The sequence below is a fragment of the Gordonia sp. DT101 genome, assembly GCF_049844895.1.
GTDB lineage: Bacteria > Actinomycetota > Actinomycetes > Mycobacteriales > Mycobacteriaceae > Gordonia.
Map to the genome: position 1 here is coordinate 1 of NZ_JBNCLX010000007.1, position 24,988 is coordinate 24,988.

General features: G+C 65.7%; 22 protein-coding genes and 1 pseudogene. 15 read left to right on the top strand and 8 right to left on the bottom strand.

Annotated elements, in window-relative coordinates; genetic code table 11:
• A pseudogene (locus tag ACLQ3I_RS21095) lies at window positions 1–329 on the bottom strand (HNH endonuclease); the annotation flags it as partial.
• A gap of 140 nt (window positions 330–469) precedes the next feature.
• On the bottom strand, window positions 470–1,393 hold the full coding sequence (gluQRS, locus tag ACLQ3I_RS21100) for a tRNA glutamyl-Q(34) synthetase GluQRS (protein WP_425804479.1): 924 nt from the start codon (window positions 1,391–1,393) through the stop codon (window positions 470–472).
• Window positions 1,394–1,495: 102 nt separating this feature from the next.
• Here gluQRS and ACLQ3I_RS21105 point away from each other — a divergent pair, with 102 nt between their 5' ends.
• From ACLQ3I_RS21105 to ACLQ3I_RS21115, 3 genes are all read left to right on the top strand, one after another.
• On the top strand, window positions 1,496–2,551 hold the full coding sequence (locus ACLQ3I_RS21105; RefSeq protein ID WP_425792953.1) for an ATP-dependent DNA ligase: 1,056 nt from the start codon (window positions 1,496–1,498) through the stop codon (window positions 2,549–2,551).
• Between the two features lies 1 nt (window position 2,552).
• Window positions 2,553–3,617 (top strand): DNA polymerase domain-containing protein, encoded by a 1,065-nt coding sequence (locus ACLQ3I_RS21110; protein ID WP_425792952.1) that lies wholly within the window; start codon window positions 2,553–2,555, stop codon window positions 3,615–3,617.
• Between the two features lie 360 nt (window positions 3,618–3,977).
• The gene (locus ACLQ3I_RS21115) at window positions 3,978–5,984 is read left to right on the top strand and encodes an aconitate hydratase (protein ID WP_425804482.1); all 2,007 of its coding nucleotides are present in this window, start codon (window positions 3,978–3,980) and stop codon (window positions 5,982–5,984) included.
• 9 nt (window positions 5,985–5,993) lie between these two features.
• Here the strand turns inward: ACLQ3I_RS21115 and ACLQ3I_RS21120 are convergent, their stop codons facing one another.
• The 3 genes from ACLQ3I_RS21120 to ACLQ3I_RS21130 form a co-directional block, all read right to left on the bottom strand.
• Complete coding sequence (locus ACLQ3I_RS21120; protein ID WP_425804485.1) at window positions 5,994–6,932, bottom strand: NADP-dependent oxidoreductase; 939 nt, start codon at window positions 6,930–6,932, stop codon at window positions 5,994–5,996.
• Between the two features lie 124 nt (window positions 6,933–7,056).
• A complete protein-coding gene (locus ACLQ3I_RS21125; protein ID WP_425792949.1) occupies window positions 7,057–8,145 on the bottom strand; it encodes an inositol-3-phosphate synthase in 1,089 nt (362 codons plus the stop codon).
• Window positions 8,138–8,836, bottom strand: coding sequence for a PadR family transcriptional regulator (locus tag ACLQ3I_RS21130; RefSeq protein WP_425792948.1), 699 nt, complete (start codon window positions 8,834–8,836; stop codon window positions 8,138–8,140). Before ACLQ3I_RS21130 ends, ACLQ3I_RS21125 begins: the two co-directional genes overlap by 8 nt.
• Before the next feature lie 172 nt (window positions 8,837–9,008).
• On the opposite strand from ACLQ3I_RS21130, the gene ACLQ3I_RS21135 reads away from it, so the two are divergent.
• The 4 genes from ACLQ3I_RS21135 to ACLQ3I_RS21150 all read left to right on the top strand — a co-directional run bounded on the left by ACLQ3I_RS21135 (window position 9,009) and on the right by ACLQ3I_RS21150 (window position 14,122).
• A complete protein-coding gene (locus tag ACLQ3I_RS21135; RefSeq protein WP_190266931.1) occupies window positions 9,009–9,398 on the top strand; it encodes a DUF5318 family protein in 390 nt (129 codons plus the stop codon).
• 160 nt (window positions 9,399–9,558) lie between these two features.
• A complete protein-coding gene (locus ACLQ3I_RS21140; protein WP_425804488.1) occupies window positions 9,559–11,865 on the top strand; it encodes a transglycosylase domain-containing protein in 2,307 nt (768 codons plus the stop codon).
• 61 nt (window positions 11,866–11,926) lie between these two features.
• Window positions 11,927–13,543 (top strand): glycosyltransferase family 87 protein, encoded by a 1,617-nt coding sequence (locus tag ACLQ3I_RS21145; RefSeq protein ID WP_425804672.1) that lies wholly within the window; start codon window positions 11,927–11,929, stop codon window positions 13,541–13,543.
• Between the two features lie 174 nt (window positions 13,544–13,717).
• Entirely contained in the window at window positions 13,718–14,122 is a 405-nt protein-coding gene (locus ACLQ3I_RS21150; protein ID WP_425792945.1) for an HNH endonuclease, read from the top strand.
• A 7-nt stretch (window positions 14,123–14,129) separates the two neighbouring features.
• Here the strand turns inward: ACLQ3I_RS21150 and ACLQ3I_RS21155 are convergent, their stop codons facing one another.
• Both ACLQ3I_RS21155 and ACLQ3I_RS21160 read right to left on the bottom strand, forming a co-directional pair.
• Window positions 14,130–14,717: a GNAT family N-acetyltransferase gene (locus ACLQ3I_RS21155; RefSeq protein ID WP_425804491.1), complete on the bottom strand. Its 588-nt coding sequence runs from the start codon at window positions 14,715–14,717 to the stop codon at window positions 14,130–14,132.
• A complete protein-coding gene (locus tag ACLQ3I_RS21160) occupies window positions 14,714–16,162 on the bottom strand; it encodes a hypothetical protein (RefSeq protein ID WP_425804494.1) in 1,449 nt (482 codons plus the stop codon). The genes ACLQ3I_RS21155 and ACLQ3I_RS21160 overlap by 4 nt, the downstream gene beginning before the upstream one ends.
• Window positions 16,163–16,413: 251 nt before the next feature.
• On the opposite strand from ACLQ3I_RS21160, the gene rpsF reads away from it, so the two are divergent.
• From rpsF to ACLQ3I_RS21185, 5 genes are all read left to right on the top strand, one after another.
• Window positions 16,414–16,695 carry a 30S ribosomal protein S6 gene (gene rpsF / locus ACLQ3I_RS21165; RefSeq protein WP_425792942.1) on the top strand — a complete coding sequence of 94 codons (282 nt, stop codon included), beginning with the start codon at window positions 16,414–16,416 and terminating at the stop codon, window positions 16,693–16,695.
• A 125-nt stretch (window positions 16,696–16,820) separates the two neighbouring features.
• Window positions 16,821–17,330 (top strand): single-stranded DNA-binding protein, encoded by a 510-nt coding sequence (locus ACLQ3I_RS21170; protein WP_267631311.1) that lies wholly within the window; start codon window positions 16,821–16,823, stop codon window positions 17,328–17,330.
• An 18-nt stretch (window positions 17,331–17,348) separates the two neighbouring features.
• The gene (gene rpsR / locus ACLQ3I_RS21175; RefSeq protein ID WP_161060863.1) at window positions 17,349–17,606 is read left to right on the top strand and encodes a 30S ribosomal protein S18; all 258 of its coding nucleotides are present in this window, start codon (window positions 17,349–17,351) and stop codon (window positions 17,604–17,606) included.
• 17 nt (window positions 17,607–17,623) lie between these two features.
• Complete coding sequence (gene rplI, locus ACLQ3I_RS21180) at window positions 17,624–18,076, top strand: 50S ribosomal protein L9 (protein WP_425792941.1); 453 nt, start codon at window positions 17,624–17,626, stop codon at window positions 18,074–18,076.
• 282 nt (window positions 18,077–18,358) lie between these two features.
• Window positions 18,359–18,622, top strand: a complete 264-nt coding sequence (locus ACLQ3I_RS21185; protein ID WP_425792940.1) for a hypothetical protein — start codon at window positions 18,359–18,361, stop codon at window positions 18,620–18,622.
• A 46-nt stretch (window positions 18,623–18,668) separates the two neighbouring features.
• On the opposite strand, the gene ACLQ3I_RS21190 is transcribed toward ACLQ3I_RS21185, so the two are convergent.
• Window positions 18,669–19,310 (bottom strand): hypothetical protein, encoded by a 642-nt coding sequence (locus ACLQ3I_RS21190; protein ID WP_425792939.1) that lies wholly within the window; start codon window positions 19,308–19,310, stop codon window positions 18,669–18,671.
• Between the two features lie 566 nt (window positions 19,311–19,876).
• Between ACLQ3I_RS21190 and dnaB the strand changes: the two genes are divergently transcribed.
• From dnaB to ACLQ3I_RS21205, 3 genes are all read left to right on the top strand, one after another.
• Window positions 19,877–22,126, top strand: coding sequence for a replicative DNA helicase (gene dnaB, locus ACLQ3I_RS21195; RefSeq protein WP_425804497.1), 2,250 nt, complete (start codon window positions 19,877–19,879; stop codon window positions 22,124–22,126).
• A gap of 207 nt (window positions 22,127–22,333) precedes the next feature.
• Window positions 22,334–23,527 (top strand): hypothetical protein, encoded by a 1,194-nt coding sequence (locus ACLQ3I_RS21200; RefSeq protein WP_425804500.1) that lies wholly within the window; start codon window positions 22,334–22,336, stop codon window positions 23,525–23,527.
• A 513-nt stretch (window positions 23,528–24,040) separates the two neighbouring features.
• Window positions 24,041–24,976 (top strand): NADP-dependent oxidoreductase, encoded by a 936-nt coding sequence (locus tag ACLQ3I_RS21205; protein ID WP_425804503.1) that lies wholly within the window; start codon window positions 24,041–24,043, stop codon window positions 24,974–24,976.
• The last annotated feature ends 12 nt before the right edge of the window (window positions 24,977–24,988 follow it).

Consider the following 24,988-nt stretch of genomic DNA (forward strand, 5'->3'; position numbering starts at 1 on the left):
ATCGCATCGACATGCTCACCGGAGAACACCCCATCTCCTGCGTAGCCCGGCAGTCGTTGCAGGGACGCCAGTGCTGTACCGATCCGCAACCAGCGTGACGCGACGCCGGGTGCGGCACCCATCTCGATCAGCAGGTTGCGCGTCGTGCCGCCGGACTGTGGTGCGACCCCCAATCGATCCAACGCACTGGCATGCGCCGCCAACAGGTGATCGACAATATTGCGCAGTTCCAGCAACGCCTTGGTGGCGTCGAACACCTGCCGCCCCGACGCCGCATCGGCGACGGTGACCTCACGCGCACAAGCAATGATCGAGCTGATCTCCCCCATGCCATCCAGTATGGCTCGAACATGTGTTCGAGTCAAGGAAAACTTCTGTGCCGCAGTTTGTTTCGACAGAAATCTGCGGCGGACAACCTTCCGATTCTACCGACAGACTCCGACAGTTCCGACGTCGAGCAATCCTCTAATCACTCGCACTCATCAGCCATCAGAATCCACGGCTCGCGAGGCAGTGCATCGGGACGGAATCGCTCGCTCAGCATCGCGATGTCGACCACCTCGCCACGATCGGCAAGCCACAACGACTGCGCGATGTGCGAGAGCACCTGTGCCGCAGTCACTTCGCGCTCGGCGAGGTCGGCGATGGTGACCGCGCCATCGCGTTTGCTCAGTCGAACGTGATCGGGATTGAGCACCATCGGTACGTGGGCATAGGTCGGAGGTGTGTGTCCCAGCAGCGATGCGAGGTAGGCCTGGCGAGGCGCGGACGAGAGGAGATCGTCGCCGCGGACCACCTGATCGACGCCTTGCGCCGCGTCGTCGACGACGACGGCGAGGTTGTAGGCGGGTGTGCCGTCGTTGCGTTGGATGACGAAGTCGTCGACCACGCCCGCGTAGCTGCCGTGCAGCAGATCGGACACGCTGAACAGCTCGGCGTCGGTGCGCAGGCGGATCGCCGGCGGACGACCCGTGGCGCGACGTTCGGCTCGCTCGGCATCGGTGAGGTCGCGACAGGTGCCGGGATACGCGCCCTGCGGAGCATGCGGCGCCGACGGCGCCTCGAGGATCTCGCGGCGGGTGCAGAAGCACTCGAAGGTACACCCGCGGTCTCGGAGCCCGTCGATCACCGACTGATAAGTGGCGAGGCGCGTCGACTGGTAGACCACGGGTGGGTCCCAATCCATCCCCAGAGCTGTCAGATCGGCGAGTTGCCGACGATCGGCGCCGACGGCGGTGCGGTCCAGATCCTCCATCCGGATGAAGAACGAGCGACCAGTGGTCCGGGCGAACAACCAGGCCAACACGGCGGTTCGAAGGTTGCCGAGGTGCAGGTCACCGGACGGCGACGGCGCGTACCGTCCCGCCGGCCGGAAGGTGTCTCCCTGGTCCATTGCGCAAGACACTACTGTCCCCGCCGGCCCCGCTGGTCGAGCAGCTCGGCGAGCGTAGCGAGTCAGGCATGTCGAGACCGCTCCGCACGTACCATGAGATCCGTGGACCTCCCGGTAATGCCACCGATCGCGCCGATGCTCGCCAAAGCCGTCACGTCGGTTCCCGACCAGCCCGACGGCGATCCGGTGTGGTCGTACGAACCCAAGTGGGATGGCTTTCGTGCGTTGATCTTTCGCGATGGTGACGAGGTCGCCATCGGTTCGCGCGGCGGCAAGGATCTGGCGCGCTACTTCCCGGAACTCGTCGCGGCGGCCAAGGCCGAGCTGCCCGAGAAAGCAGTGGTGGACGGCGAAATCGGGGTGCCGGCGCTGATCGGCGAGACGCATCGGTTGGACTGGGACTCGCTGGCGCAGCGCATCCATCCCGCGCAATCGCGGGTCACGATGCTGGCGGAGAAGACACCGGCGATCTTCATCGGTTTCGACGCGCTCGCGCTGGGCAAGGCGAGCGTTGTGGGCGAGCCGTTCCCGGTACGTCGTGAGGCCTTGCTGCAGGCGATCGACCCGGCCGTCGGTGCCGACCGGCGACTGCGGGTGAGCCGCGTGACCGCTGATCCGGCGCTGGCGACCGACTGGTTCACCGCCTTCGAGGGCGCCGGTCTCGACGGCGTGGTGGGCAAGAAGCTCGACGGCCGATATGTCGAAGGCAAGCGGGAGATGGTCAAGGTCAAGCACAAGCGCACCGCCGACTGCGTCGTCTTCGGCTATCGCGTGCACAAGAGCGGCACCGGACTCGGCTCCATGCTGCTGGGGCTCTACGCCGATGGCGAGATGCGGATGGTCGGCGGGGCCGGCGCGTTCTCGGATGCCAAGCGCATCGAACTGCAGGAGATGTTCGAACCGATGCGCACCGATCCGGACAAACCCAGCCCGGGCGAACCGACGCGGTGGCGATCGGAGAAGTCGGGTGAGTGGATTCCGATCCGTCCGGAGCTCGTGGTCGAGGTCGCCTATGACCAGATGGAGAACCACCGCTTCCGGCACACCGTGAAGTTCATCCGATGGCGCCCCGACCGCGAGCCGGAGAGCTGCACCTACGACCAGCTCGAGGTCCCGCTCACCTACGACCTGCACGATGTGCTGGAAGGAGCCTCCTGACATGGCATCCCGGTCGCCCGCGGAGGAACTCGACGTCGACGGCGTCGCCGTGCGGATGAGCAATCCGGACAAGATCTACTTTCCGGAACTCGGCGAGGACGGCGGCCGCAAGAGGGATCTCGTCGGCTATTACCGCGAGATCGCACTGCAGGGCGCGATCATGACCGCGGTACGCGATCGGCCGACCTTCTTGCAGCGCTTCCCCGACGGGGTCGAGGGGGAGGAGATCTATCAGAAGCACATCGCGAAGAAGCGGCCCGACCACGTCGAGTCCACCCGGATCGTGTTCCCTTCGGGCAGAACGGGTGACGCGATCAAGCCGACCGTTCCCGCCGACATCGTGTGGGGCGCCAACCTGGGCACGTTCACCTTCCACAGTTGGCCGACCATCCACCCCGACAACGATCACCCCGACCAGTTGCGCATCGATCTCGACCCGCAACCCGGCACCGACTTCGACGATGTCCGCCGGATCGCGACCGAGGTCCTGGCGCCGCTGTTGAATGAGTTGGGCTACACGGGTTTCCCGAAGACCTCGGGTGGCCGCGGCATCCACGTGTACGTGCCCATCGAGCCGAAGTGGGACTTCATCGCCGGTCGCCGGGCCGTGATCGCCCTCGCCCGGGAGATGGAACGTCGCGATCCCGATGCGGTCACTCCGTCGTGGTGGAAGGAAGAACGCGGCGAGCGGATCTTCGTCGACTACAACCAGAACGCCCGCGACCGGACGATGGCCTCGCCGTACTCGGCACGCCGCAGTCCCAACGCACGCGTGTCCACACCGCTCACGTGGGATGAGCTAGCCGACGTGAATCCCGACGACTGCACCATCGCGACGGTTCCGGATCTCGTTGCCCGGCGCGGAGACCCGATGGCCGACATCGCCGATCACCGCCGCGGACTGGAACCGCTGTTGGAGATGGTGCAGCGCGACGACGCCAACGGCCTCGGCGACATGCCGTATCCCCCGAGCTACCCCAAGATGCCGGGCGAACCGCCACGCGTCCAGCCGAGCAAGAAGGTCGCCGCGCACTGGGACGACAAGGGAAATCGGATCGAGGACTGAGCCTCCGCCGACAGCTTCCCGTTCCCTGAGGAGCGAGCTTGCGAGCGGTCCCCGTTCCCTGAGGAGCGAGCTTGCGAGCGTCTCGAAGGGCCCCTAGTGACGCATCGCTCGTTCCTCGCGAGGCTCCTCAGGGGTCGGCCGCGGTTCCTGCCGAGTGACACCAGAAACACCACAAATCCCACCTGGCACGATCGGCCCAGGCCTGGAACCATGGAGACAGTCCGAGCGCAACGTCAGATCGCGTCGCAGCGGCCGGGTCCGAGGCGGGCCCCACCGACGGTTCGACGACAGCCCATCTGCTCGGACCCGAGCTGTCGGGAGACGTCGCCGCTGCGGACGACCTGCGGCGAGGAGTGCGTGATGCCCGACAACGTCGCCCGCAAACTGATCGGTTCACACCTCGAGCGTGGCGAGATGACGGCCGGTGAGGAGATCGCGATCCGGATCGATCAGACCCTCACGCAGGACGCCACCGGCACCCTGGTCATGCAGGAACTCGAGGCACTCGGCCTCGATCGGGCCCGAACCGAGGTCAGCGTGCAGTATGTGGACCACAACCTGCTCCAGACCGACGAGAAGAACGCCGAAGATCACGAGTATCTGCGCACGGCCTGCGAGCGATTCGGGCTCTGGTTCTCCAAACCCGGAAACGGGGTCTCGCATCCGACCCACATGCAGCGATTCGGTGCGCCGGGCAAGACGATGGTCGGATCTGACTCGCACACCCCGGCGGCCGGGTCGCTGGGCATGCTCGCGATCGGCGTCGGCGGACTCGAGGTCGCGTTGGCGATCGCGGGACATCCGCTCAACATCCGGATGCCGGAGATCTGGGGCGTCCGGTTGGAAGGCGAGTTGCCGCAGTGGTGTTCGGCCAAGGATGTGATCCTCGAGATGCTGCGTCGCCACGACGTGAAGGGCGGCGTCAACCGGATCATCGAGTACCACGGTCCCGGGCTTGAGGGCCTGACCGCGATGGACCGCCACGTCATCGCGAACATGGGCGCCGAACTCGGCGCCACCACAACGGTGTTCCCGAGCGATGACGCCGTGCGCGAGTTCCTGCGTGCCGAGGGACGCGAGGACGACTGGACCGAACTGTTGGCCGACGACGGCGCCGAGTACGACCTGACCGACACCATCGACCTGTCCACTATCGAGCCGCTGATCGCCAAGCCGTCGTCGCCGGGCAACGTGGTGCCGGTCCGTGATGTCGCGGGAGAGGAGATCTCCCAGGTGGTCATCGGCTCGAGTGCGAATCCCGGGCTCCGGGATTTCGCCATCGCCGCAGCGATGGTCGATGGACGACAGACGGCGTCGGAGGTGAGCTTCGATGTGAACCCGACCTCGCGCGAGATCCTCACCGACCTCACCAAGATGGGTTCGACGACGCAGCTCGTGATCGGCGGTGCACGCATCCATCAGGCCGGCTGTATGGGGTGTATCGGGATGGGGCAGGCGCCGGCGACCGGCCGGAACTCGTTGCGCACCATGCCGCGCAACTTTCCCGGGCGCTCGGGAACCCGGGAGGACTCGGTGTGGCTGTGCTCCCCCGAGACCGCCGCGGCATCGGCGCTGACCGGGCGGATCACCGATCCGCGGGATTGGGCAGCCGACGTCGTTATGACCTATCCGCAACTCGACCTGCCGCGCGAGCGTTCGATCAACACCGCCATGCTGGTGGCGCCGATCGATGCGGAGGCCGCCGCGAAGGTCGAACCGGTCAAGGGCCCCAATATCTCCGACCTTCCTGAACTCGACGATTTGCCTGATGTCATCGAGGCGCCCGTGTTGCTGACCGTCGGCGACAACATCTCCACCGACGAGATCTCGCCCGCCGGTGCGCGGGCACTGCCCTTCCGGTCGAACATCCCGAAGCTGGCCCAGTTCAGCTTCACTCAGGTCGACCAGACCTACCCCGAACGCGCCGCGGCGGCTGCCGGCGGGCACATCATCGTGGGTGGCGAGAACTATGGTCAGGGTTCGTCGCGAGAGCACGCCGCAATCGCTCCCCGATATCTCGGTCTCCGGATGGTGATCGCGAAATCCTTCGCTCGCATCCATTGGCAGAATCTGGCGAACTTCGGTGTGCTGGCAGTCGAGTTCGGCGATCCCGCCGATCACGATGCGATCGACCGGGACGACGTCCTGAAGGTGTCCGGCCTTCGAAACAGTCTGGGGTCGAGCGACGAGCTGACCATCGAGAATGTCACGAAGGGAAGGAAATTCCTGGTTCGGCACCGTCTGTCGCCTCGGCAGGTCGCCGATGTCCTCGCGGGCGGGCTCATCCCGCGACTGGCGGCCGAGGGGGAGTCGGATGTGCAGGAGGCGAAGGAGACCGTGCTGCAGCACAGTGGCGAGATCAGCTGACGATGCCGATCAGGGAATCAACGCGACCTTTCCACCCGGATGGCCACCGCTGACGAACTCGAGCGCGGCACGCGCGTCCGAGAGTGGGAAGGTGCACGCCACGGGCACGACCAGATCGCCTGCGCTGGCGAGCCGTACGAGGAACGAGCGCACCGCATCACGGAACTCGAGGCTCTCCGGCTGGCCTCCGCCCAGCGCGATGAAACCGTCGACAGAGGCGCGCTGCGCAGACACGATCGTGACGATCCGGGAGCGATCCGCCACCAGTTCGAGCGAGGTGTCGACGGCTTCATCGGTGCCTGCGGCGTCGAGAGCGGCCGCGATACCACGGTGCGTGGCGGCGCGTACCCGGCCGGCCAGTCCGGGGCCGTATTGCACAGGGACACCGCCGAACTCGCGGACCCGCTCGAAGTTCTCCGGTCTCGCGGTGCCGATCACCGTGATGCCGCGGAGCCTGGCGAGCTGTAGCACCGCGACACCGACCGCGCCGGACGCGGCGTGCAGGAGGATGGTCTCGTCGCGTTCCACGCGCGCGGCGCGGAGCATATCGGCGGCGGTGCAGCCGGCCAGCAGCAGATTGGCGGCGGCCGGTTCGTCGAGGGACGCCGGTTTTGCGAACACCTTCTCCGCCGGCACGGTGAGTGCGGTGGCATAGCCGCCCCGGACCCGAAAGGCCAGTACCGCATCCCCGGCGGCGCCACCACCGGATGCGATCTCGGTGTCGGGGCCGAGCTCGAGGATCTGACCGGACACCTCGTAGCCGACCGGGAGCGGTAACTGCGAGGGGTCGGTGCCGCGCTGCGCGTGCTTGAGATCGGCGGGATTGACTCCGGCCGCCCGAACCCCGATGGTGACCTCACCAGGACCCGGTGGTCCCAGTTCATCGTCGACGAAGGCGAAGTCGTCGAGACCGCCGAATCCGGTCGCCACCCAGCGTTGAACCCGCATGCTCCCAGGCTAGCGTCGGCCGGCGGGTGTGCGCCGACGAAAATCGTCCCCGTGAGCTTCGTCCGAGGGGATATGCCCTCGCACCCAGCTCACGGGGACGATTTCAGTGAATCAGTGCCGGTGATCAGCCGTGGATGAACGTCTCGAGCTCCTGACGTGCGACGTCGTCGGCGAGCTGCTTCGGCGGGCTCTTCATGAGGTAGGCCGAGGCCGGGAGGATCGGGCCGCCGATGCCGCGGTCCTTGGCGATCTTGGCGGCGCGCACGGCGTCGATGATGATGCCGGCCGAGTTGGGGGAGTCCCACACCTCGAGCTTGTACTCGAGGTTCAGCGGCACGTCACCGAAGGCGCGACCCTCGAGGCGCACGTAGGCCCACTTGCGGTCGTCGAGCCACGCGACGTGATCCGACGGTCCGATGTGGACGTTCTTGTCCTCGATCTTGCCGGCCAGCGAGCCGGTGAGGTTGGAGGTCACAGCCTGGGTCTTGGAGACCTTCTTGGATTCCAGGCGCTCGCGCTCGAGCATGTTCTTGAAGTCCATGTTGCCGCCGACGTTGAGCTGGTAGGTGCGGTCCAGCGTCACGCCGCGATCCTCGAACAGTTTCGCCATGACGCGGTGGGTGATGGTGGCGCCGACCTGGCTCTTGATGTCGTCGCCGACGATCGGGACACCGGCGTCGGTGAACTTCTGGGCCCACTCGGGGTCGGAGGCGATGAACACCGGCAGGGCGTTGACGAACGCGACGTTCGCGTCGATGGCGCACTGTGCGTAGAACTTGTCGGCCTGGTCGGAGCCCACCGGGAGGTAGGAGACCAGCACGTCGACCTCGGCGTCCTTGAGTGTCTGCACGACGTCGACGCCGCTGCCATCGGCCTCGGTGATGGTCTCGCGGTAGTACTTGCCGAGGCCGTCGAGGGTCTGACCGCGCTGGACGGTCACGCCGGTCGGCGGGACGTCGGCGATCTTGATGGTGTTGTTCTCGCTCGCGAAGATCGCGTCGGAGAGGTCGAAGCCGACCTTCTTGGCGTCGACGTCGAATGCGGCGACGAACTCGACGTCGCTCACGTGGTACTGGCCGAACTTCACGTGCATCAGGCCGGGCACGTTGGCATTCTCGTCGGCGTCCTTGTAATACTGCACGCCCTGGACCAGGGATGAAGCGCAGTTTCCTACGCCCACAATGGCCACGCGCACCTTATTTGGCTCACCCATGGTCGGGTTCTCCTTCTACTCGGGGCGTCGCAGATCGCTGCGCCACCGGTGTTCTCTGGTGTTCGGTTTCTTCTTGCCCCACGTCGCGGCTCTGCTCTGAGCCCGCAACATGGAAGTCACTGTCGACGGTGTCCGTGAGCGGGTCCCGTCGGTTTACGGCGTCGGCCTCGTTCTCCGAAGCCTCCGCCGCGATCAGCTCGTTCAGCCAGCGCACCTCGCGCTCACTGGATTCGAGGCTGAGCTGATGGAGCTGGCGGGTGTAGCGGTCGACGGCCCGATTGGAACGGCCGACGATCTCCCGGAGACCCTCGCGACGCTCCTCGACCTGGCGGCGACGACCTTCCAGGATTCGCATTCTCGCGACGGCCGGTGTCCGGCTGAAGAACGCGAGGTGCACGCCGAATCCGTCGTCGGTGTAGTTCTGCGGTCCGGTGTCGGCGACCAGCTCGCTGAACCGCTCCCGGCCGACGTCGGTGAGCTGATAGACGCGACGGCCGCGGCGCACCTTCACCCCGGTCGGCGCCGTTGCCTCGTCGATGATGCCGTCGGCCTGCATGCGACGCAGTGTCGGATAGAGCGATCCATAGGAGAACGCGCGAAACGCACCGAGCAGCCCGGTGAGGCGTTTCCGCAGCTCATAGCCGTGCATCGGGGACTCGAGGAGTAATCCGAGAATCGCGAGCTCCAACATCGGTACTCACTCCTTCCCGTTCGACACGTCGCTCTGATGTGATTACCAATGTATCGCAGCGATATAACTCGCGTCTACAGCGGGTGCACCGTGTGGGCGATCAGTTCGACACGCTCTTTCGGGATGACCGTCACACCGACAGCTGCCTGATCGACCACGTACCCTTGAACACGTGCAACGCCAGATCGTCGACTACGCCCTGCAGAGGAGGTCACGGCTGTCCGACGTCCATTCCGGACGGACCGCCATGGCCGACGTCTGCGACGCGAGTCCGTATCTGCTGCGTGCGGCCAAGTTCCACGGCCGCCCATCCGACGCGCTCTGCCCGATCTGCCGGAAAGAGCAGGTCACCCTCGTTTCCTGGGTGTTCGGCGAGAAGCTCGGGCAGGTGTCGGGGTCGGCCCGCACCAACGACGAGATCGCCGGCCTCGCCGCCACCGCCGAAGAGTTCTCGGTGCACGTGGTCGAGGTGTGCCGGACGTGCAGTTGGAACCATCTCGTGCAGTCGTACGTTACGGGTTTGCCGCCACGTTCCACGCGCACGCGACGGGTGGCGAAGTAACTGCCGGGTGACCGCCTTGCCGCGGATCGCCCATCGACCCCGGATGTACGGATTTTGCCCGGACACGTCTGCGTGGGTCACAGTGGGATCACGAATAACAACGGAGAAGGTCTGTGAAGAGCGCTGAATTGGTCGGTCGCGACGATAGGAAGGTGGGTCGATGAGCAGCACACGCGGAACGTCGTCCGCCCCACGCGGCGGCGGCCGGACGCCGCGCGCGCAGGCCGACGACCCGGTGCGCCGGCGTCACAAACGGCTCGCCTGGGGCTTCGGGATCATCGGCGCCGTCGTCCCGGCGATCGCGCTGGTCGGCATCCTGGCGTTCATGCTGACGTACTTCGGTGCGTCCGTTCCCGCTCCCGGGGACATCAAGCAGAACCAGGTCGCGACGATCACCTATGACAACGGCAAGACCCTTGCCCGCGTGGTCCCGCCGGAGGGCAACCGCAGCGACGTCAAGATCTCCGATGTCCCCAAGTCCATGCAGGATGCGGTGATCGCTGCCGAGGACCGCGAGTTCCGCAGCAACTCGGGCTTCTCGGTCCGCGGGCTGTCGCGCGCGGCGATCGGTCAGGTGACCGGCAACGGCGGTGAGGCCGGCGGCGGTTCGACGATCACCCAGCAGTACGTGAAGAACGCGCTCGTCGGTGATGAACACAGCTATGAACGCAAGTTCAAGGAACTCGCGCTCGCGACCAAGATGTCGAACGAGTGGTCCAAAGAAGACATCATGGCCGCCTACCTCAACACGATCTACTTCGGTCGCGGCGCCTACGGAGTGTCCGCGGCCTCGCAGGCCTACTTCCGCAAGGACGTCAAGAACCTCACACCGGAGGAGTCCGCGGTCCTCGCCGCCGCCATCCGGTCGCCCTCGTACTACGACCCGGAGATCAATCCCGAGGCGGCCGAGGCGCGCTGGAACTATGTGCTCGACGGCATGGTGGCGATCGGGTCGATCAAACCGAGCGATCGCGCCGCGATGAAGTACCCGAAGGTGCCCAACGCCCGGGCCCAGTCCGACGACACCCCCGGCTCGAACGGCCTCATCAAGCAACAGGTGCTCGCCGAGCTCGGCAGACTGAACATCTCCGAGCAGCAGGTCCGCACCGAGGGCCTGAAGATCACCACGACCATCAATCCGCAGGCGCAGAAGTCCGCCGTCGAGGCGGCGAATGACAAGCTCAAGGGCGAGCCGTCGAATCTGCGCACCTCGGTCGTGTCTGTCGATCCGCGCAGCGGCGGCATCCGTGGCTATTTCGGTGGCAATGATGCCAACGGCTGGGACTACGCCCAGGCCGGATTGCAGACCGGATCGTCGTTCAAGGTCTTCGCCCTGGTCGCCGCGCTCGAGCAGGGCATCCCGCTCTCGAAGGTCTACAGCTCGGCGCCCTACGACGCGCCCGGCGGCCTGACCGTCGAGAACTCCGACGGCGAGAGCTGCGGATCGTGCAACCTCGCCACCGCGATGAAGATGTCGCTCAACACCGTCTATTACCGCTTGATGATGGATCTCGACGGGCAGGCGAAGGCCGTTGCGGCTGCCGCGCACAAGGCAGGCGTCGCGCAGAGTTTCGGCAACATCCAGCAGACCCTGGAGGGCAAGGACGGCAACATCGAGGGTGGCGTGGTACTCGGTCAGTATCCGTCGCGGGTGCTCGACATGGCGTCCTCCTATGCGACGCTCGCCGCGTCGGGTGTCAAGCACGATCCGTACTTCGTGCAGAAGGTGGAGACCTCCGACGGCGAGGTCCTCTACGACCATCAGGCCAGCCAGGGTGAGCGGGTCTTCCCGGCCAAGGTGGCCGACAACGTGACGGCCGCGCTCGAACCGATCGCGTCGTACTCGAACGGACACTCCCTCAGCGACCCGAGCCTCGGGTCACGGCCGTCGGCCGCCAAGACCGGAACCGCGCAGCTCGGCGACACCGGTCAGAACAAGGACGCCTGGATGGTCGGCTACACGCCCCAGCTGTCCACCGCGGTCTGGGTCGGCACCGACAACGGCAGCGCACTCAAGAACTACAGCGGCTCGCCGATCTACGGCAGCATGCTCTCGTCCGACATCTGGCAGTCCACGATGAACGGCGCGCTCGACGGCAAGCCCATCCAGCAGTTCCCCGAACCCGAGGCCGTCGGCGGTCAGGCAGGTGTGCCCTATGAGCCACCACCGGTGACCTACGACGACTCGCCGCGGACGCGCTCGCCGCGCACCGGCGACGACGAAGGGCCGTCTCAGCGATACCCGGGCGGTGGTGGCGGTGGTGGCAGCATCACGCTCGCCCCCGGCGTGACGATCCCGCTGCCGGGTAACGCGGCACCGGGTGGCGGCGACAGCGGCCAGGGTGGCGGCAACTCCGGTGGCGGCACGGGTGACGGCGGCGCCACCGGTGGCGGTGACACCGGTGGCGATACCGGCGGCGGCGATACCGGCGGTGGAGACGTTCCGGAGCCCCCTCCGGTCGGCTGAGCCGACAGTCGCCGTGGCGGAGCAGAACTCGACAGGTCCGGAATCCCCGGACGCGAATCCGGTGCTCGTCGGGCATGATCCGGACGGGCCCGAATCCTGGGATGCGGCGGCCCCGCTCGCGGTGGATCGGCGCATCGACACCGATCGGGTCCTGCCGAGCCGCACCGATGTGGTGGCACGTGAGGCCTCCGAGGTGGTCGGCGGACCGGTGGGCAGGCATGCGGCCATCGGCCGCAGTTGGCTGTGGACGCCCATCCGTGTGCTGTTCCTCCTCGCCCTCTGCGCCATGGCATTCGGCTGGTTCGGCAAGGCCGCCTGTCTCCAGCAGGCACCCGCCGACGGGAATTCCGCGGCCGGAACACAATTGCGCCTGGACTGGGACAACCAACGCCAGTACACCAACCTCTGCTACTCGGACGTGATCGGGCTCTTCGGGGCCGAGAAGCTCGACGACGGCGCTCTCCCGTATCGGACCTATTGGTTCGAGAAGGGCGCCGACGGGCAGCAGGTCAAGCGGTACATGGAGTACCCCGTGGTCACCGGTATGTACATGTACGGCGTGGCCTGGCTTGCGCATCAATGGGATTCGGCGCACCAGAGGTGGGGGGTGCCGGGCGCGCTGGAAGTGGTGCTGTTCTTCGACCTCGCCGCGCTGGGGCTCGCCCTGTTCTGGCTGGTGACCATCTGGGCCACCGCACTCACTGCACGCACCCGTGTCTGGGCGACCTGGATGGCGGCCTTGTCGCCGCTGGTCATCGTGCACATCTTCACCAACTTCGACGCGATCGCGATGGCGATGGTGGCGCTCGCCATCCTCTGCTGGGCACGCCGAAGACCCTGGTTGGCAGGTGTTTTCATCGGGCTCGGAACCGCGGCGAAACTCTATCCGGTGTTGTTGCTGGTGGTGTTGCTGATCCTCTGTCTGCGCGCGGGCCGGGTGCGTGAGTTCGCCGCTGCCGCGGCCGCGGCAGCGCTCACGTGGGTGGCCGTCAACCTCCCGATCCTGATCTTGTATCCGCAGGGATGGTGGGAGTTCTTCCGGTACAACAGCGATCGTGCCGCCGAGCAGGACAGCCTGTATCGCATCATCAGCGACGCAGGCGGGTTCACCTGGAACCTCGACGTGCTCAACCTCGTGTCGCTGGGGTTGGTCGTGGTGGTCGCCGTCGGCCTCGGTGCCGTGGGATTGCGCGCACCCCAACGCCCACGGCTCGCGCAGATGGCGTTCCTGATGATCGCCGGCTTCCTCCTCGTCAACAAGGTGTGGAGCCCGCAGTACTCGCTGTGGCTGGTCCCGCTCGCGGTGCTGGCCATCCCGCACACACGTCTCCTGTTCGCCTGGATGGTCGTCGACGCGCTGGTCTGGATTCCGCGGATGACGTTGTACCTCGATCCCGACCGACGATGGCTACCTGAGCAATGGTTCACGGCGGCGATCCTGCTGCGGGCCGCGATGGTGCTCGCACTGTGTGCCGTCGTGCTATGGCAGATCTGGCATCCCGAGGACGACCTCGTTCGCAGACGCTCGGGCGACGGAATCCGTGCGCGGCCCGCCGGCATGCTCGACGACCCGGCAGGTGGCGTCCTCGACGGCGCACCCGACCGGCTCACCTTCCCGTCGCGCCCACGCACCGCCCGACCGCCGACCGAACCCGCCTACCCGCCGACGGCAACCTGAATCCCGCCGACAGCAACGCAGATCCCGCCGACGGCAACCAAGATCCCGCCGACAGCAACCGGAACCCCGCCGACAGCAACGCAGATCCCGCCGACAGCAACCAAGATCCCGGCGACGGCACCCTTCGCGTCGTGCCTCACCATCCGGTCGCACTAGTCCGCCTAGGATCGGCACATGGCGAGCACCAATTCCAGGCGGGCGCGGGCCGGGCGCAAACGACAGCGTCGGATGCGCAACGCCGACAACGACCTCAGTCCCGAGCAATGGCTCGAGATCAAGGAGGCGTGGGGCGGGTGCGCCTACTGCGGGCGAACGGGCACCCCGCTGCAACGGGATTGTGTGCAGCCGTTGTCGGTGGGCGGCAGGTATACCGTGCTCAACGTCGTGCCGGCCTGCCGATCGTGCAACGCCAGCAAATGCAATGCGGAGGTCACCGGGTGGATGCGACGGAAGGGTCTCGACGAAGAGGCGTTCCTCCGACGACTGCGCGCCGTGACGACGGCGGCCGAACTCGAGGATCTCGACTCGCCGAAACTCGATCCGCCAGACCTTGTCGAATCCGAGGCCCAGTGCGGCTGACGCCGAGTCAGCTCTCCTCGGACGAGATCCGCTCCAGTAAAACCTGTTTCGCCGCGGGCCAGTCGTCGTCGACGAGGGCGTACTGTGCTGTCGTCCGCCAGCCCCCCGCGAAGCGGCGATGCTTGCGCAACAATCCCTCGAAGGTGGCGCCCAACTTCGCGATCGCCGCCCGCGACTGTGCGTTGTTCTCGTGTGTGTGCCACACCAGCCGTACCGCTCCGCACTCCTCGAATGCGTGACGCATCAGCAGGAACTTCGCCGTCGGATTGATCGCCGTGCCCTGGGCGTCCTCCGCGTAGAACGTGTATCCGATTGCGGTGGTGAGGTTGTCGGCATCGATGTCATAGAAGCTCGTTGACCCGACCAGTCGTCCGTCGGTGTTGTCGACGACGGCGTAGGCCACTCGACGTGACGGGTCGGCGAGCGCTGACTCGATCCACGACAGGGCGGAATCGGTGTCTGTGGGTACCGTCGTCCACCGGTAGGCCTCAGGGTTCGTCACCACCTGGGCGAGAGCGTCGACGTCGTCGAACATCAAGGGCCGCAAGGTTACCCGTTCGGTCGACAATGTCTCGGTGCCGAGCCAGCTGCTCATGAGCGGACCAGGGCCAGTTCGGGTTCCGGCGAGCTCGGGCGACGACCGAACGACGCCAACGGTTCTCGGAGAGGCGCACGGACGAACGCGACGAGCAGGTATGCCAACAACACCGCGTGCACCCACACGCCGACGTTGACCCCGGTGATCACCCACCATTTCATCGGCGACCCCGACGTGTAGATGCCGAACAACCGGAAGATCGTCGTATCGAGGATGAAGTCGGCGACCAGATAGCCGACGATGACCGGCCAGCGGATCTTCAGCAGCACGAAGAACGGCAGGATCCACAACGTGTACTGCGGTGAGTGCACCTTGTGGAAGAGCATGAACCCGGCCAGCATCGACGCCGAGACCCCGATCCACGGGTACAGCCCGTCTCGGCGATACACCCGCCAGCCCAGGTAGACAGCCGTCGCGAACGCCGCGACGATCAGGATCGGCGACAGCAGGCCCACCAGCGAGTTGTAGGTGTCGGTCTGGCCGCCGGTGAAGTGACGGAGTCCCCAGTACCAGATCGAATTGGTGTCGACGTCGGACTTCCGTTTGCCCTGGAACGAGAGAGCGGCCTTCCACCCGTCGAATCCGAGCACCATGAACGGCAGCTGGATCGCGATGACCGTGAGCGTCGCCGCGGCCGCGACCCACACCGCGCCGACCCAGTCGAGAGTCCGGCGGATCGGGGCTTCGCCGTCGCGGCCCGGCGCCGTTCCATAGGTGAGCACGTAGATCGCCAACGGCAGCACGAAGAAGCCGGGATAGAGCTTCAGGCAGAACCCGATGCCGAGCAGGATCGCGGCGAGGATCGCGGCGGTGCGTACGGACAGGCGTCGCTCGGCGGTGCGTGGACTGATCGTCGAACCCCAGGCCATCACCGCGACCGCGCCGACCGCGGTCGCCACCACGGGCAGTTCCCAGTTGTGGAAGGCGTAGAGCACCAGTGGCGGGGTCGCGGCCCACCAGAGGACCGACCAGCGGGTCATCAGCGCCAGCATCACCGTGACCGCGAGGCCGAACGGGACGAGCAACCACACCGAGTGCTGGAAGAACTCGGTATCCGTGTGCGCGCCGATCGCGCCCAGCCACATGAACATGCCCGACAACACCGGATATTCGACGACGCCGCCGAACAGCTTGCCGTCCGGTGTGATCCCCCCGTGGATGAACGGGAACACGTGATTGTTGATGTCGCGTCCGACCCACAGGTACATCAGGTCCGAGTAGCAGGGGATGACTGCGTTCGGGTCACCGACCGGCCAATGCGAACTCCGGCCCTCGGCGAGGAACGGCGGCCCGCCACACACGATCTTGGCCGAATAGCTCCAGAACATGCACAGACAGGTGGTGAGCAGCGAGGTCAGCAGGACCACGGCCATCTGGCCACGGCCGGCCATGGTGGTGGAGATACGTGACGCCCGCGATGGCGCTCGGCGGACGTCGGACATGCGCTACAGACTAAGTGGTCACACGCCCACTCCCCGACCCCCTATCCCCGACCCCTATCCGCAGCCGCGACCGTTCCCGTCATCCGCGCCCCAGGATCGCCGTCGCGGATGACGGAAACCGTCGCGGTTGCGGATGGCGATTTCGCTGGTCAGGGGTACGTCGTGTATCTTGGAGCGGTTGCCGACGCAGGCGACCCTCCTGCCACGGACAGTCCGTGGCCGAACTAGCCCATAGGAGGTGATGTGGTCTTATGCGTCACTACGAATTGATGGTCATTCTCGATCCGAATCTGGACGAGCGCACCGTTGCACCCTCACTGGATACCTTCCTCAACGTTGTCCGTAACGACGGCGGCAAGGTGGACAATGTCGACATCTGGGGCAAGCGCCGTCTCGCCTACGAGATCTTGAAGCACAACGAAGGCATCTATGCCGTCGTCGATCTCAACGCCGAGCCCAAGACGGTCACGGAGCTCGACCGTCAGCTGAAGCTCAACGAGTCGGTTCTGCGCACCAAGGTCCTGCGGAAGTAATCCACAGTTCCTCGATCGACACGTAAGCAGTCGGTGCCGGGCTCTAGGGTTGAACGCATAGCGTTGAACCAATGCCCGGTGCACGTCGATCAACGAGTGCCCAACCACGACCCAAGGGGAGACACATGGCAGGCGACACGGTCATCACCGTTGTAGGCAACCTGACGGCAGACCCGGAACTCCGGTTCACACCGTCGGGAGCCGCGGTGGCCAACTTCACGGTGGCCTCCACGCCGCGCACCTTCGATCGTCAGACCAACGAGTGGAAGGACGGCGAAGCGCTGTTCCTCCGCTGCAACATCTGGCGCGATGCCGCGGAGAACGTGACCGAGAGTCTGTCCAAGGGAACCCGGGTCGTCGTGCAGGGTCGCCTCAAGCAGCGATCCTTCGAAACCCGCGAGGGCGAGAAGCGCACAGTGGTGGAACTCGAGGTCGACGAGATCGGCCCCTCACTGAAGTACGCAACCGCGAAGGTCAACAAGGCCTCGCGGGGCGGCGGTGGAGGCTTCTCCTCGGGCGGCGGCGGAAGCCGCAGCGGGGGAGGCGGCGGAAGCCAGCAGGTCGCCGACGATCCGTGGGGCAGCGCGCCCGCGAGTGGATCGTTCGGCGGGGGCGACGACGAACCACCTTTCTAGAAACACACTGGAGTACCAATGGCAAAGGCAAAAAGCAGCCGGAAGCCGCGCGTCGAGAAGGTCACCAAGACCAAGGCGTGCAACTTCTGCAAGGACAAGAAGGCTGTCATCGACTACAAGGACACCGCGTTGCTGCGGCGCTACCTGTCGGACCGCGGCAAGATTCGTTCGCGTCGCGTCACGGGCAACTGCGTCCAGCACCAGCGCGATGTTGCTGTGGCCGTGAAGAACTCGCGTGAGGTGGCCTTGCTGCCCTTCACCTCGACCGGTCGCTGAGCGGAAAGGGAGCTGACATGAAACTCATCCTTACCGCCGCCGTGGAGAACCTCGGCGAAGCAGGCGACACCGTTGAGGTCAAGGACGGCTACGGCCGCAACTACCTGCTGCCCCGCGGCCTGGCCATCAAGGCCACCCGCGGCGCTCAGAAGCAGGTCGACGGCATCCGTCGTTCCCAGGAGGCCCGCGAGGTCCGCGGTCTCGAGCACGCCAACGAGCTCAAGCAGGCCCTCGAAGGGCTCACCGCGATCTCGCTGGGTGTCAAGACCCATGACTCGGGCAAGCTCTTCGGTTCAGTGACCGCCGCCGACGTCGCAGGCGCGATCAAGTCGGCCGGTGGTCCGGTCGTCGACAAGCGTTCGGTCGAGCTGCCGCAGGGCCACATCAAGGCCACCGGTAGCTACCCCGTCGTCGTGCGTCTGCACCCCGACGTGGCGGCCACTGTTGAGCTGGCTGTCACCGCCGGCTGAGCACACCGACGCAGTACCTGGCACGAGGCCGGGCGGACATGGTCCGCCCGGCCTCGTCGTCTCTTCGGGGCACGCACGCGCAACCGTGAGTAACCCCTGGCGTATGCGTGGTGGAAGACCTCACGACTCGGGTAGTCGACTACGCGTTTCACGCGTGCTGCCGAGTCGTAGTTTCAGTGCTACGAGTTCATCAGATCCGGGGGGCCGGATCGACCGCAAAGGAGCGCAACGTCCACAGGACTCGTGAACAACCGATCGTGTTCACACCAGGAGGCGTTCGCCATGCTCATCATCTTCGTCATCACCAGCGCCATCATCTTCGCGCTGCTGTTCTTTCGGTTGCTCAGCTTGGACTTTCAGGATCATCAAGCGCGGCAACTGATTGGCATCCGCGACCGTGCGCAGCCGAAGTCGATTCGGAAACAGCTGGCATCGGCACCACCCGAGTCGGCGGCCGTCGAGACCGCCGTCCCCCGGCCGCCCGTGTCCAGGCCTTCGCGCGCATGGGTTCTGGAGTTCGCCACGCAGATGAAGTTGTTGTTCTGATCATCCCACTGCTGAACTGACTGTGGCACAGAGAGTTTCGAGTAGATCAGCGCGGCGGGGCCGGCGTCGCCGGTAGTTGATTCCAGTACTGCAGTCGTGGCGGCAGATACCGAGGTGCCGGGTTGTTGCTGTGCGCGGTGTCGCCACTGGGGAAGAAGAACTTGTGCCAGCCCGCGGTGAAGATCAGGGCCCGGGAGCCGGTGCGGCAGGCGACGCTGTCGGGTCGGGGAGCGGTGCAGGTGACCCCGCCGATGGTGACCCGCTTGCCGACGGGCAGGGTCGGTGCGCGGAACCCCGACGGCGCGCCGAATCGGTAGTTCGACCAGTTGGGTACCCACCAGGGCCCTTGCTGGTCGCCGGAGATCGCCGCACCGCGAACATCGGGCGGTGCCGTCGCCGGCGTGCCCTGACAGCCAACGTAGCGGTATGTCGGACCGATCTGGCACAACCATCGTCCGGCCCGCAGGAATCCGCGTCCGTTGTCGGCGTACGCCAGCGGCCGGTAGGCGGCCGGGTTGACCGGTGCGTATCTGGAGAGGTCGAACTCGACCGGCATCGTCGGCGCCGACGAGGGTGCTGCCGATGCCGTACCCCACGGGGCGACCGTGGCGAGCACGACGGCGACTCCGGCCACGACGAGTCGCTGCCATCGAAGTTCTCGACCCCGTGTCGCCCGATACCGCCCCATGGCCAATATTGGAACACGACCCGCGGCCGGGTGGACCGAAACTCCGGAGATTGTGGGACGTTTGTCCACAACCGCACATCCGGACCGCCTCTGAGCAGGTGTAACCCAAGTCACACCGAATGTTTACCGAGTTGTTGGTTGCAGGTGGTTCGGGCTTGACCTGCAACACGCCGAACGACGTGTCCAGCGTGACACGCCGAGACGAATTCTTTGACCTGCTGTGGAAAACTTTCATGGCCCTGACCTGCAGTTACTCAATTGCTCACAGAACAAATCCCCACGCTGTACACAGGGGGTGCACAAGCCACTCGCCAGCGTCCACAGACGGTCCACAGTTTGCTGACAATGTTGTGCACAGCTCCGTTTGAACCGGACGCGAAGGTCGCTCTAGTGTGCTCCGACAGTGCCTCTGCGATAGCGCTGGGCGTTCCGCGGCCTTTTGTCGGTGGTCGTCGCTATCACGGAGCAAGCACGACCGACGTCGGCGGCGGATGCCGTGGACGCCACACAGAGTCGGACCCACTCGAAGTCGAGTGGTGCAAAGTACTGCGAGAGGTTTGACACGCGTGGCAGTTGTCGATGACCGCGGGCACGATCCAGGACATCTGGAGTCAGTTGCCGGCGGGCGAGCGGGTCGGGGGGACGATGGTGTCCCCGCCGAGGATTTCGGCCGGCAGCCGCCCCAGGATCTGGCTGCGGAGCAGTCGGTGCTGGGCGGCATGTTGCTGTCGAAAGACGCTATTGCCGACGTGGTGGAGAAACTCAGGCCCGCCGACTTCTACCGTCCTGCGCACCAGGCCGTCTACGAGGCGGTCCTCGAGCTCTACGGGAAGGGCGAGCCCGCGGACGCGGTGACCGTCGCCAACGAGCTCGAGCGTGCCGGTGAGCTCCGTCGGGTGGGCGGGGCACCCTATCTGCACACGCTGATCTCCACGGTGCCGACAGCCGCCAATGCGGGCTACTACGCGGAGATCGTCGCGGAGAAGGCGATCCTGCGGCGACTCGTGGAGGCGGGGACACGCATCGTCCAGTTCGGCTACGCCGGCGCCGACGGCCAGGACGTAGCCGAGGTGGTCGACCGAGCGCAGGCCGAGGTCTACGAGGTCACCGAGCGCCGCACCGCCGAGGACTACGTGCCGCTCGAAGAGCTACTCCAGCCGACCATGGACGAGATCGACTCGATCGCCTCGCGCGGCGGTATCTCGCTCGGTGTGCCCACCGGCTTCGTCGACCTCGACAAGATCACCAACGGCCTGCATCCCGGGCAGATGATCATCGTCGCCGCGCGACCCGGTGTCGGCAAGGCGCTGGCCCTCGACACCCCGTTGCCCACGCCGACCGGCTGGACCACGATGGGCAAGGTCGGTGTCGGTGACATGCTGCTCGACGCCCAGGGCACTCCCACCAAGGTTGTCGCAGCCACCGAGGTGATGACCGAACGCCCTTGCTATGAGGTCGAATTCAACGACGGGACAATCCTCGTCGCCGATGAACAGCACCAGTGGGTGGCCGACATCGACGGCAAACGACAGACCGTCACCACCGATGCGATGCGCGCCCACGTCGGCTGTGCCGTGATCCGCAACACCCAACCGCTGGAATTGCCGCGGAAGCGCCTGGCATACGGCCCGTACACGGTTGCGGCGCTGGCCGGGATGGCCTTCAACGATCCCGAGATCGCCATGCGGATCGATGCCGAAGGTCCCGTCGACGTGATGACGTTGATGGCCGACCTCGGTGGCCGGATACCGTTCGAATATCTTCGGGGGTCGATCGCGCAGCGTCGAGCACTGCTCGCGGGGTTGCTCGACGCCCGCGCCACGGTCGACGACGACGGCTGGATCACTGTGCCCGCCGCCACGCGGCACATGACCGCCGTCGTCGCCGACCTGGTGGCCGGACTCGGATACAACTACAAGCGCTCGGTGACGGGCTGGCTGCGGGTCGATGCCGACGATGACGTCTTCACGGTTCATCACAAGGCCATCCGGCACAAGGAACTCCGTCGCCGAGCGGGCGTGCGACGACTGATCTCCGTGCGGCCGGTGGACAGTGTGCCGGTGCGGTGCGTGCAGGTCGACAACGACGAGCAGATGTACCTGGCCGGCGAGGCGATGGTGCCAACGCACAACTCGACGCTGGCGATGGACTTCCTGCGCTCGTGTTCGATCACCAATCACCAGACGAGCGCCATGTTCTCGCTGGAGATGAGCAAGACCGAGATCGTCATGCGACTGCTGTCGGCGGAGGCGAAGGTGAAACTCGGCGACATGCGCGGCGGAACGATGACCGACGACGACTGGACTCGGCTCGCACGACGGATGGGTGAGATCTCCGAGGCGCCGCTGTTCATCGACGACTCACCCAACCTGACGATGATGGAGATCCGCGCCAAGGCCCGCCGGCTGAAACAGCGCCAGGACCTGAAACTCGTTGTGGTGGACTACATGCAGCTGATGACCTCGGGTAAGAAGGTGGAGTCCCGGCAGCAGGAGGTCTCCGAGTTCTCCCGCCAATTGAAGCTGCTGGCAAAGGAACTCGAGGTTCCGGTGGTCGCGATCAGTCAGCTGAACCGTGGGCCCGAACAGCGGACGGACAAGAAGCCGCAGGTGTCGGATCTGCGCGAGTCGGGCAGCCTTGAACAGGATGCGGATATGGTCATATTGTTGCACCGCCCAGACGCATTCGAGCGTGACGACCCGCGCGCAGGCGAGGCGGACATCATTTTGGGCAAGCATCGTAACGGTCCAACGGCGACGATTACTGTTGCGCACCAACTGCATTTGAGCAAGTTCGTGGATATGGCGCGCGGGTAGCAATTGCTGCCCGAGCCTTCAGTCCAGGTGGATACCGGCGCGACGTTTTCGCTCAACAGGCCCAATGTCAAACAAGAAGTGATGTCTCCTGACCATATCGCAGTTGATCGGCATCCGATGATGCTGAGCCCGTTCCGGCATCTCCCACTTTGGCTGCCCGTCGCGTGAATGGCACCACGGAGGGGGTGGATTCTCCTGTCCGATCTAGTGATTCCGCCGTTGCTGCGCTACCAGATCAACGTTGTTGCCGATCGCGGTCTGCCGACACGGATGAGCCGTGCCACGCTTCGCGGCGGCGTTCGCCGGCGTATCGCGGTCGCGGTCGTGCTGATGCTGGCTCCGATGGCGGTGGTCGCCGCACTAGGTGACACGTCGATGGCGGGATTGGCCGTGGCAGCTGCGGTCGGCGTGGTTCTGGCGGTGTGGTTCGCAGCGTTGGCGAGCTTGGTGATCGTGACGGCACTCTGGCGGCGGAGGCTCCCGCCGGGTACGAGGATGTCGGCGGAATTCCATCACGATGCCATCACCTACTTCCTGGGCAGAAGCGGCCGTATCCGACTCGACGAGGTGAGCCATCTGCGAGACCTCGGGACGGCGGTGCTGATCGTCCCCGCCCGCGGGCCCAGGATTCTGCTGCCCATCGAGCTTGTCCCGCCGCCCATCGCCGGCTACCTCACGGCGTTGTGCGACGCAGATGCGGACAGCGCAGATGGCGATGCCAGGCCACCAGAACAGCGGACACCGACACTGCAGGTCCAGCAGCACCGCGACTGGGTTGTCGAGGACATCGAAGGCCTGACTGATTTCGTTGCCGCCCTGCGCTACTGGGCTGCTGTGCAGCTGGTGTTGGACGAGCAGGGCTGCTTGCGTGGGGCTCCGTTGTTCGGGCTGCCGTATGTGGCGGCTGGGCGGCTGGTGATTCCACGTGGGCCGGGTAACGCTGAGGACTCTGATGGATTCACCGACTACTCGATCCGTAAAGAATCCGATGGTTACAGCCTCCGGGCAACGACACGCAGTCGCGGCGACTGGTATTTGGACAGGCCGACGGCGTGGTTCGGTAGGTTCGATGACGCCGCCCGCTACTTCGTCGGACGCAATGTCGCCGGGCCCACCAGAATGCGGTACCGGCCGACGATCTTGCCGGTGACGAACCTGCAGTGGCTCGACCGGGGGCTGGCAGCGGGTTGGGTGCAGTCGCAGCATCCCGTGCCAGGCGCTGTGGTGTCCGCGAAGAGGTGCGTCACGCCGGACGAGCCAGGGCGGTTCTATGCGACCAATTCTGGCGACAGTGCCACATCATTTTTGCTGAATCTGTCGTGGCGACAGTTGAATGAAACGTACACGGACGGTATCCCCGGCATCGCGAAAGTGCCGCTTAGGACATTCGCCGGCGAATGACGTCGGCACAAGGCTGCACACTCAGGCGACGGCTTCGGCTCGCAGGGCCAACGCGATAATTCGTGGGCAATCTTCCGAGATCGGCACGCAGGACTGGCCGTAGAAGAGAGCGGCCGTTTGGCTTAGACGCCCGAGGCATTCTCCTCCGCGATCCGCGGTGGTCTGTCCGCTCACTTGTGGATACAACCGCACAGTCACGCGACAGTGAACATTGACAATGCACGGCGACACTCGGAGAAGTTGTCTAAGTGCCCTCACGATTCTTGTCAATCTTCGCTGCATCTCGACAGCTTCGACAAATCGCGCACCTAGCCTGAGCCGTCGACGACGGTCCCGGAATGCATGGGCGATCGCGTCAGCCAACGGACCTCGTCACCGTGTCCGTTGGCGATCGAGCGGGCTCGTCGATCGGGTTTCGGTAACCGCCGTCCACTGGACGTGCCCTTGGTCTCGAACTGTCCCTGTTTCGACGATTTCCGGAATCAATCGGTCGGGCAGCCCGTTGGTGCCGATATGCGAGCAATCACATATGACCGCTTCGGCGGCTCCGATGTCCTGACGCTGACGGATCTCCCCACGCCCAAGGTCGGTCCCGACTCGGTACTTGTGCGCGTCCGCGCCTCGAGCGTGAACCCCGTCGACTGGAAGGTCCGGGAGGGTTACCTCGCCGAGGTCATGGATACGGTGTTCCCGGTCGTTCCGGGTTGGGATGTCGCTGGGGTCGTCGAGCAGGTCGGCTTGGACACACCCGAGTTCCAGGTGGGCGACGAGGTGTTCGGTTACGTCCGGAAGGACGTCGTCGGTGGGGAAGTGGCGGGCGGAACGCTGGCCGAGTTCGTCGCGGCGCCGGTGCGCACACTCGCGCGCAAGCCTGCCGGGTGGTCGTTCGAGGAAGCTGCGGCCACTCCGCTCGCCGGGCTCACTGCTTTCCAGACGATTCGCCGGGCGGGCCTGCAATCAGGCCACACGGCGCTGGTCCATGCCGCCGCGGGCGGTGTCGGATCGTTCGCGGTACAGATCGCTCGGTCCCTCGGCGCGCGGGTGATCGGCACGGCATCGGAAGCCAATCACGAATACCTCCGAACTCTTGGCGCCGAGCCCGTGACCTACGGAGAGGGACTGATCGACCGCGTGCGCGCGCTCGAACCGCAGGGTGTGGACGTCATTCTCGACTACGTGGGTGGTGACGCGCTCGACACGGTGCCAGATCTACTGCGCGACGGTGGCACAGTTGCCTCCATCACGGATGCCCGGGCGCGCGACGAGTTCGGCGGACAGTACGTCTGGGTGCGGCCCGATGCGGCGGATCTCGCCGAACTCGCCCGGCTCGGCGAGGCGGGCGAGCTGAAGCCAGAGATCGCCGAGGTGTTCGACCTCGTCGATGCCGCCGGTGCGCACGAGCGAAGCCAGTCCGGCCACGTGCGCGGCAAGGTCGTCGTTCGCGTGTGACGTCGATGCGCC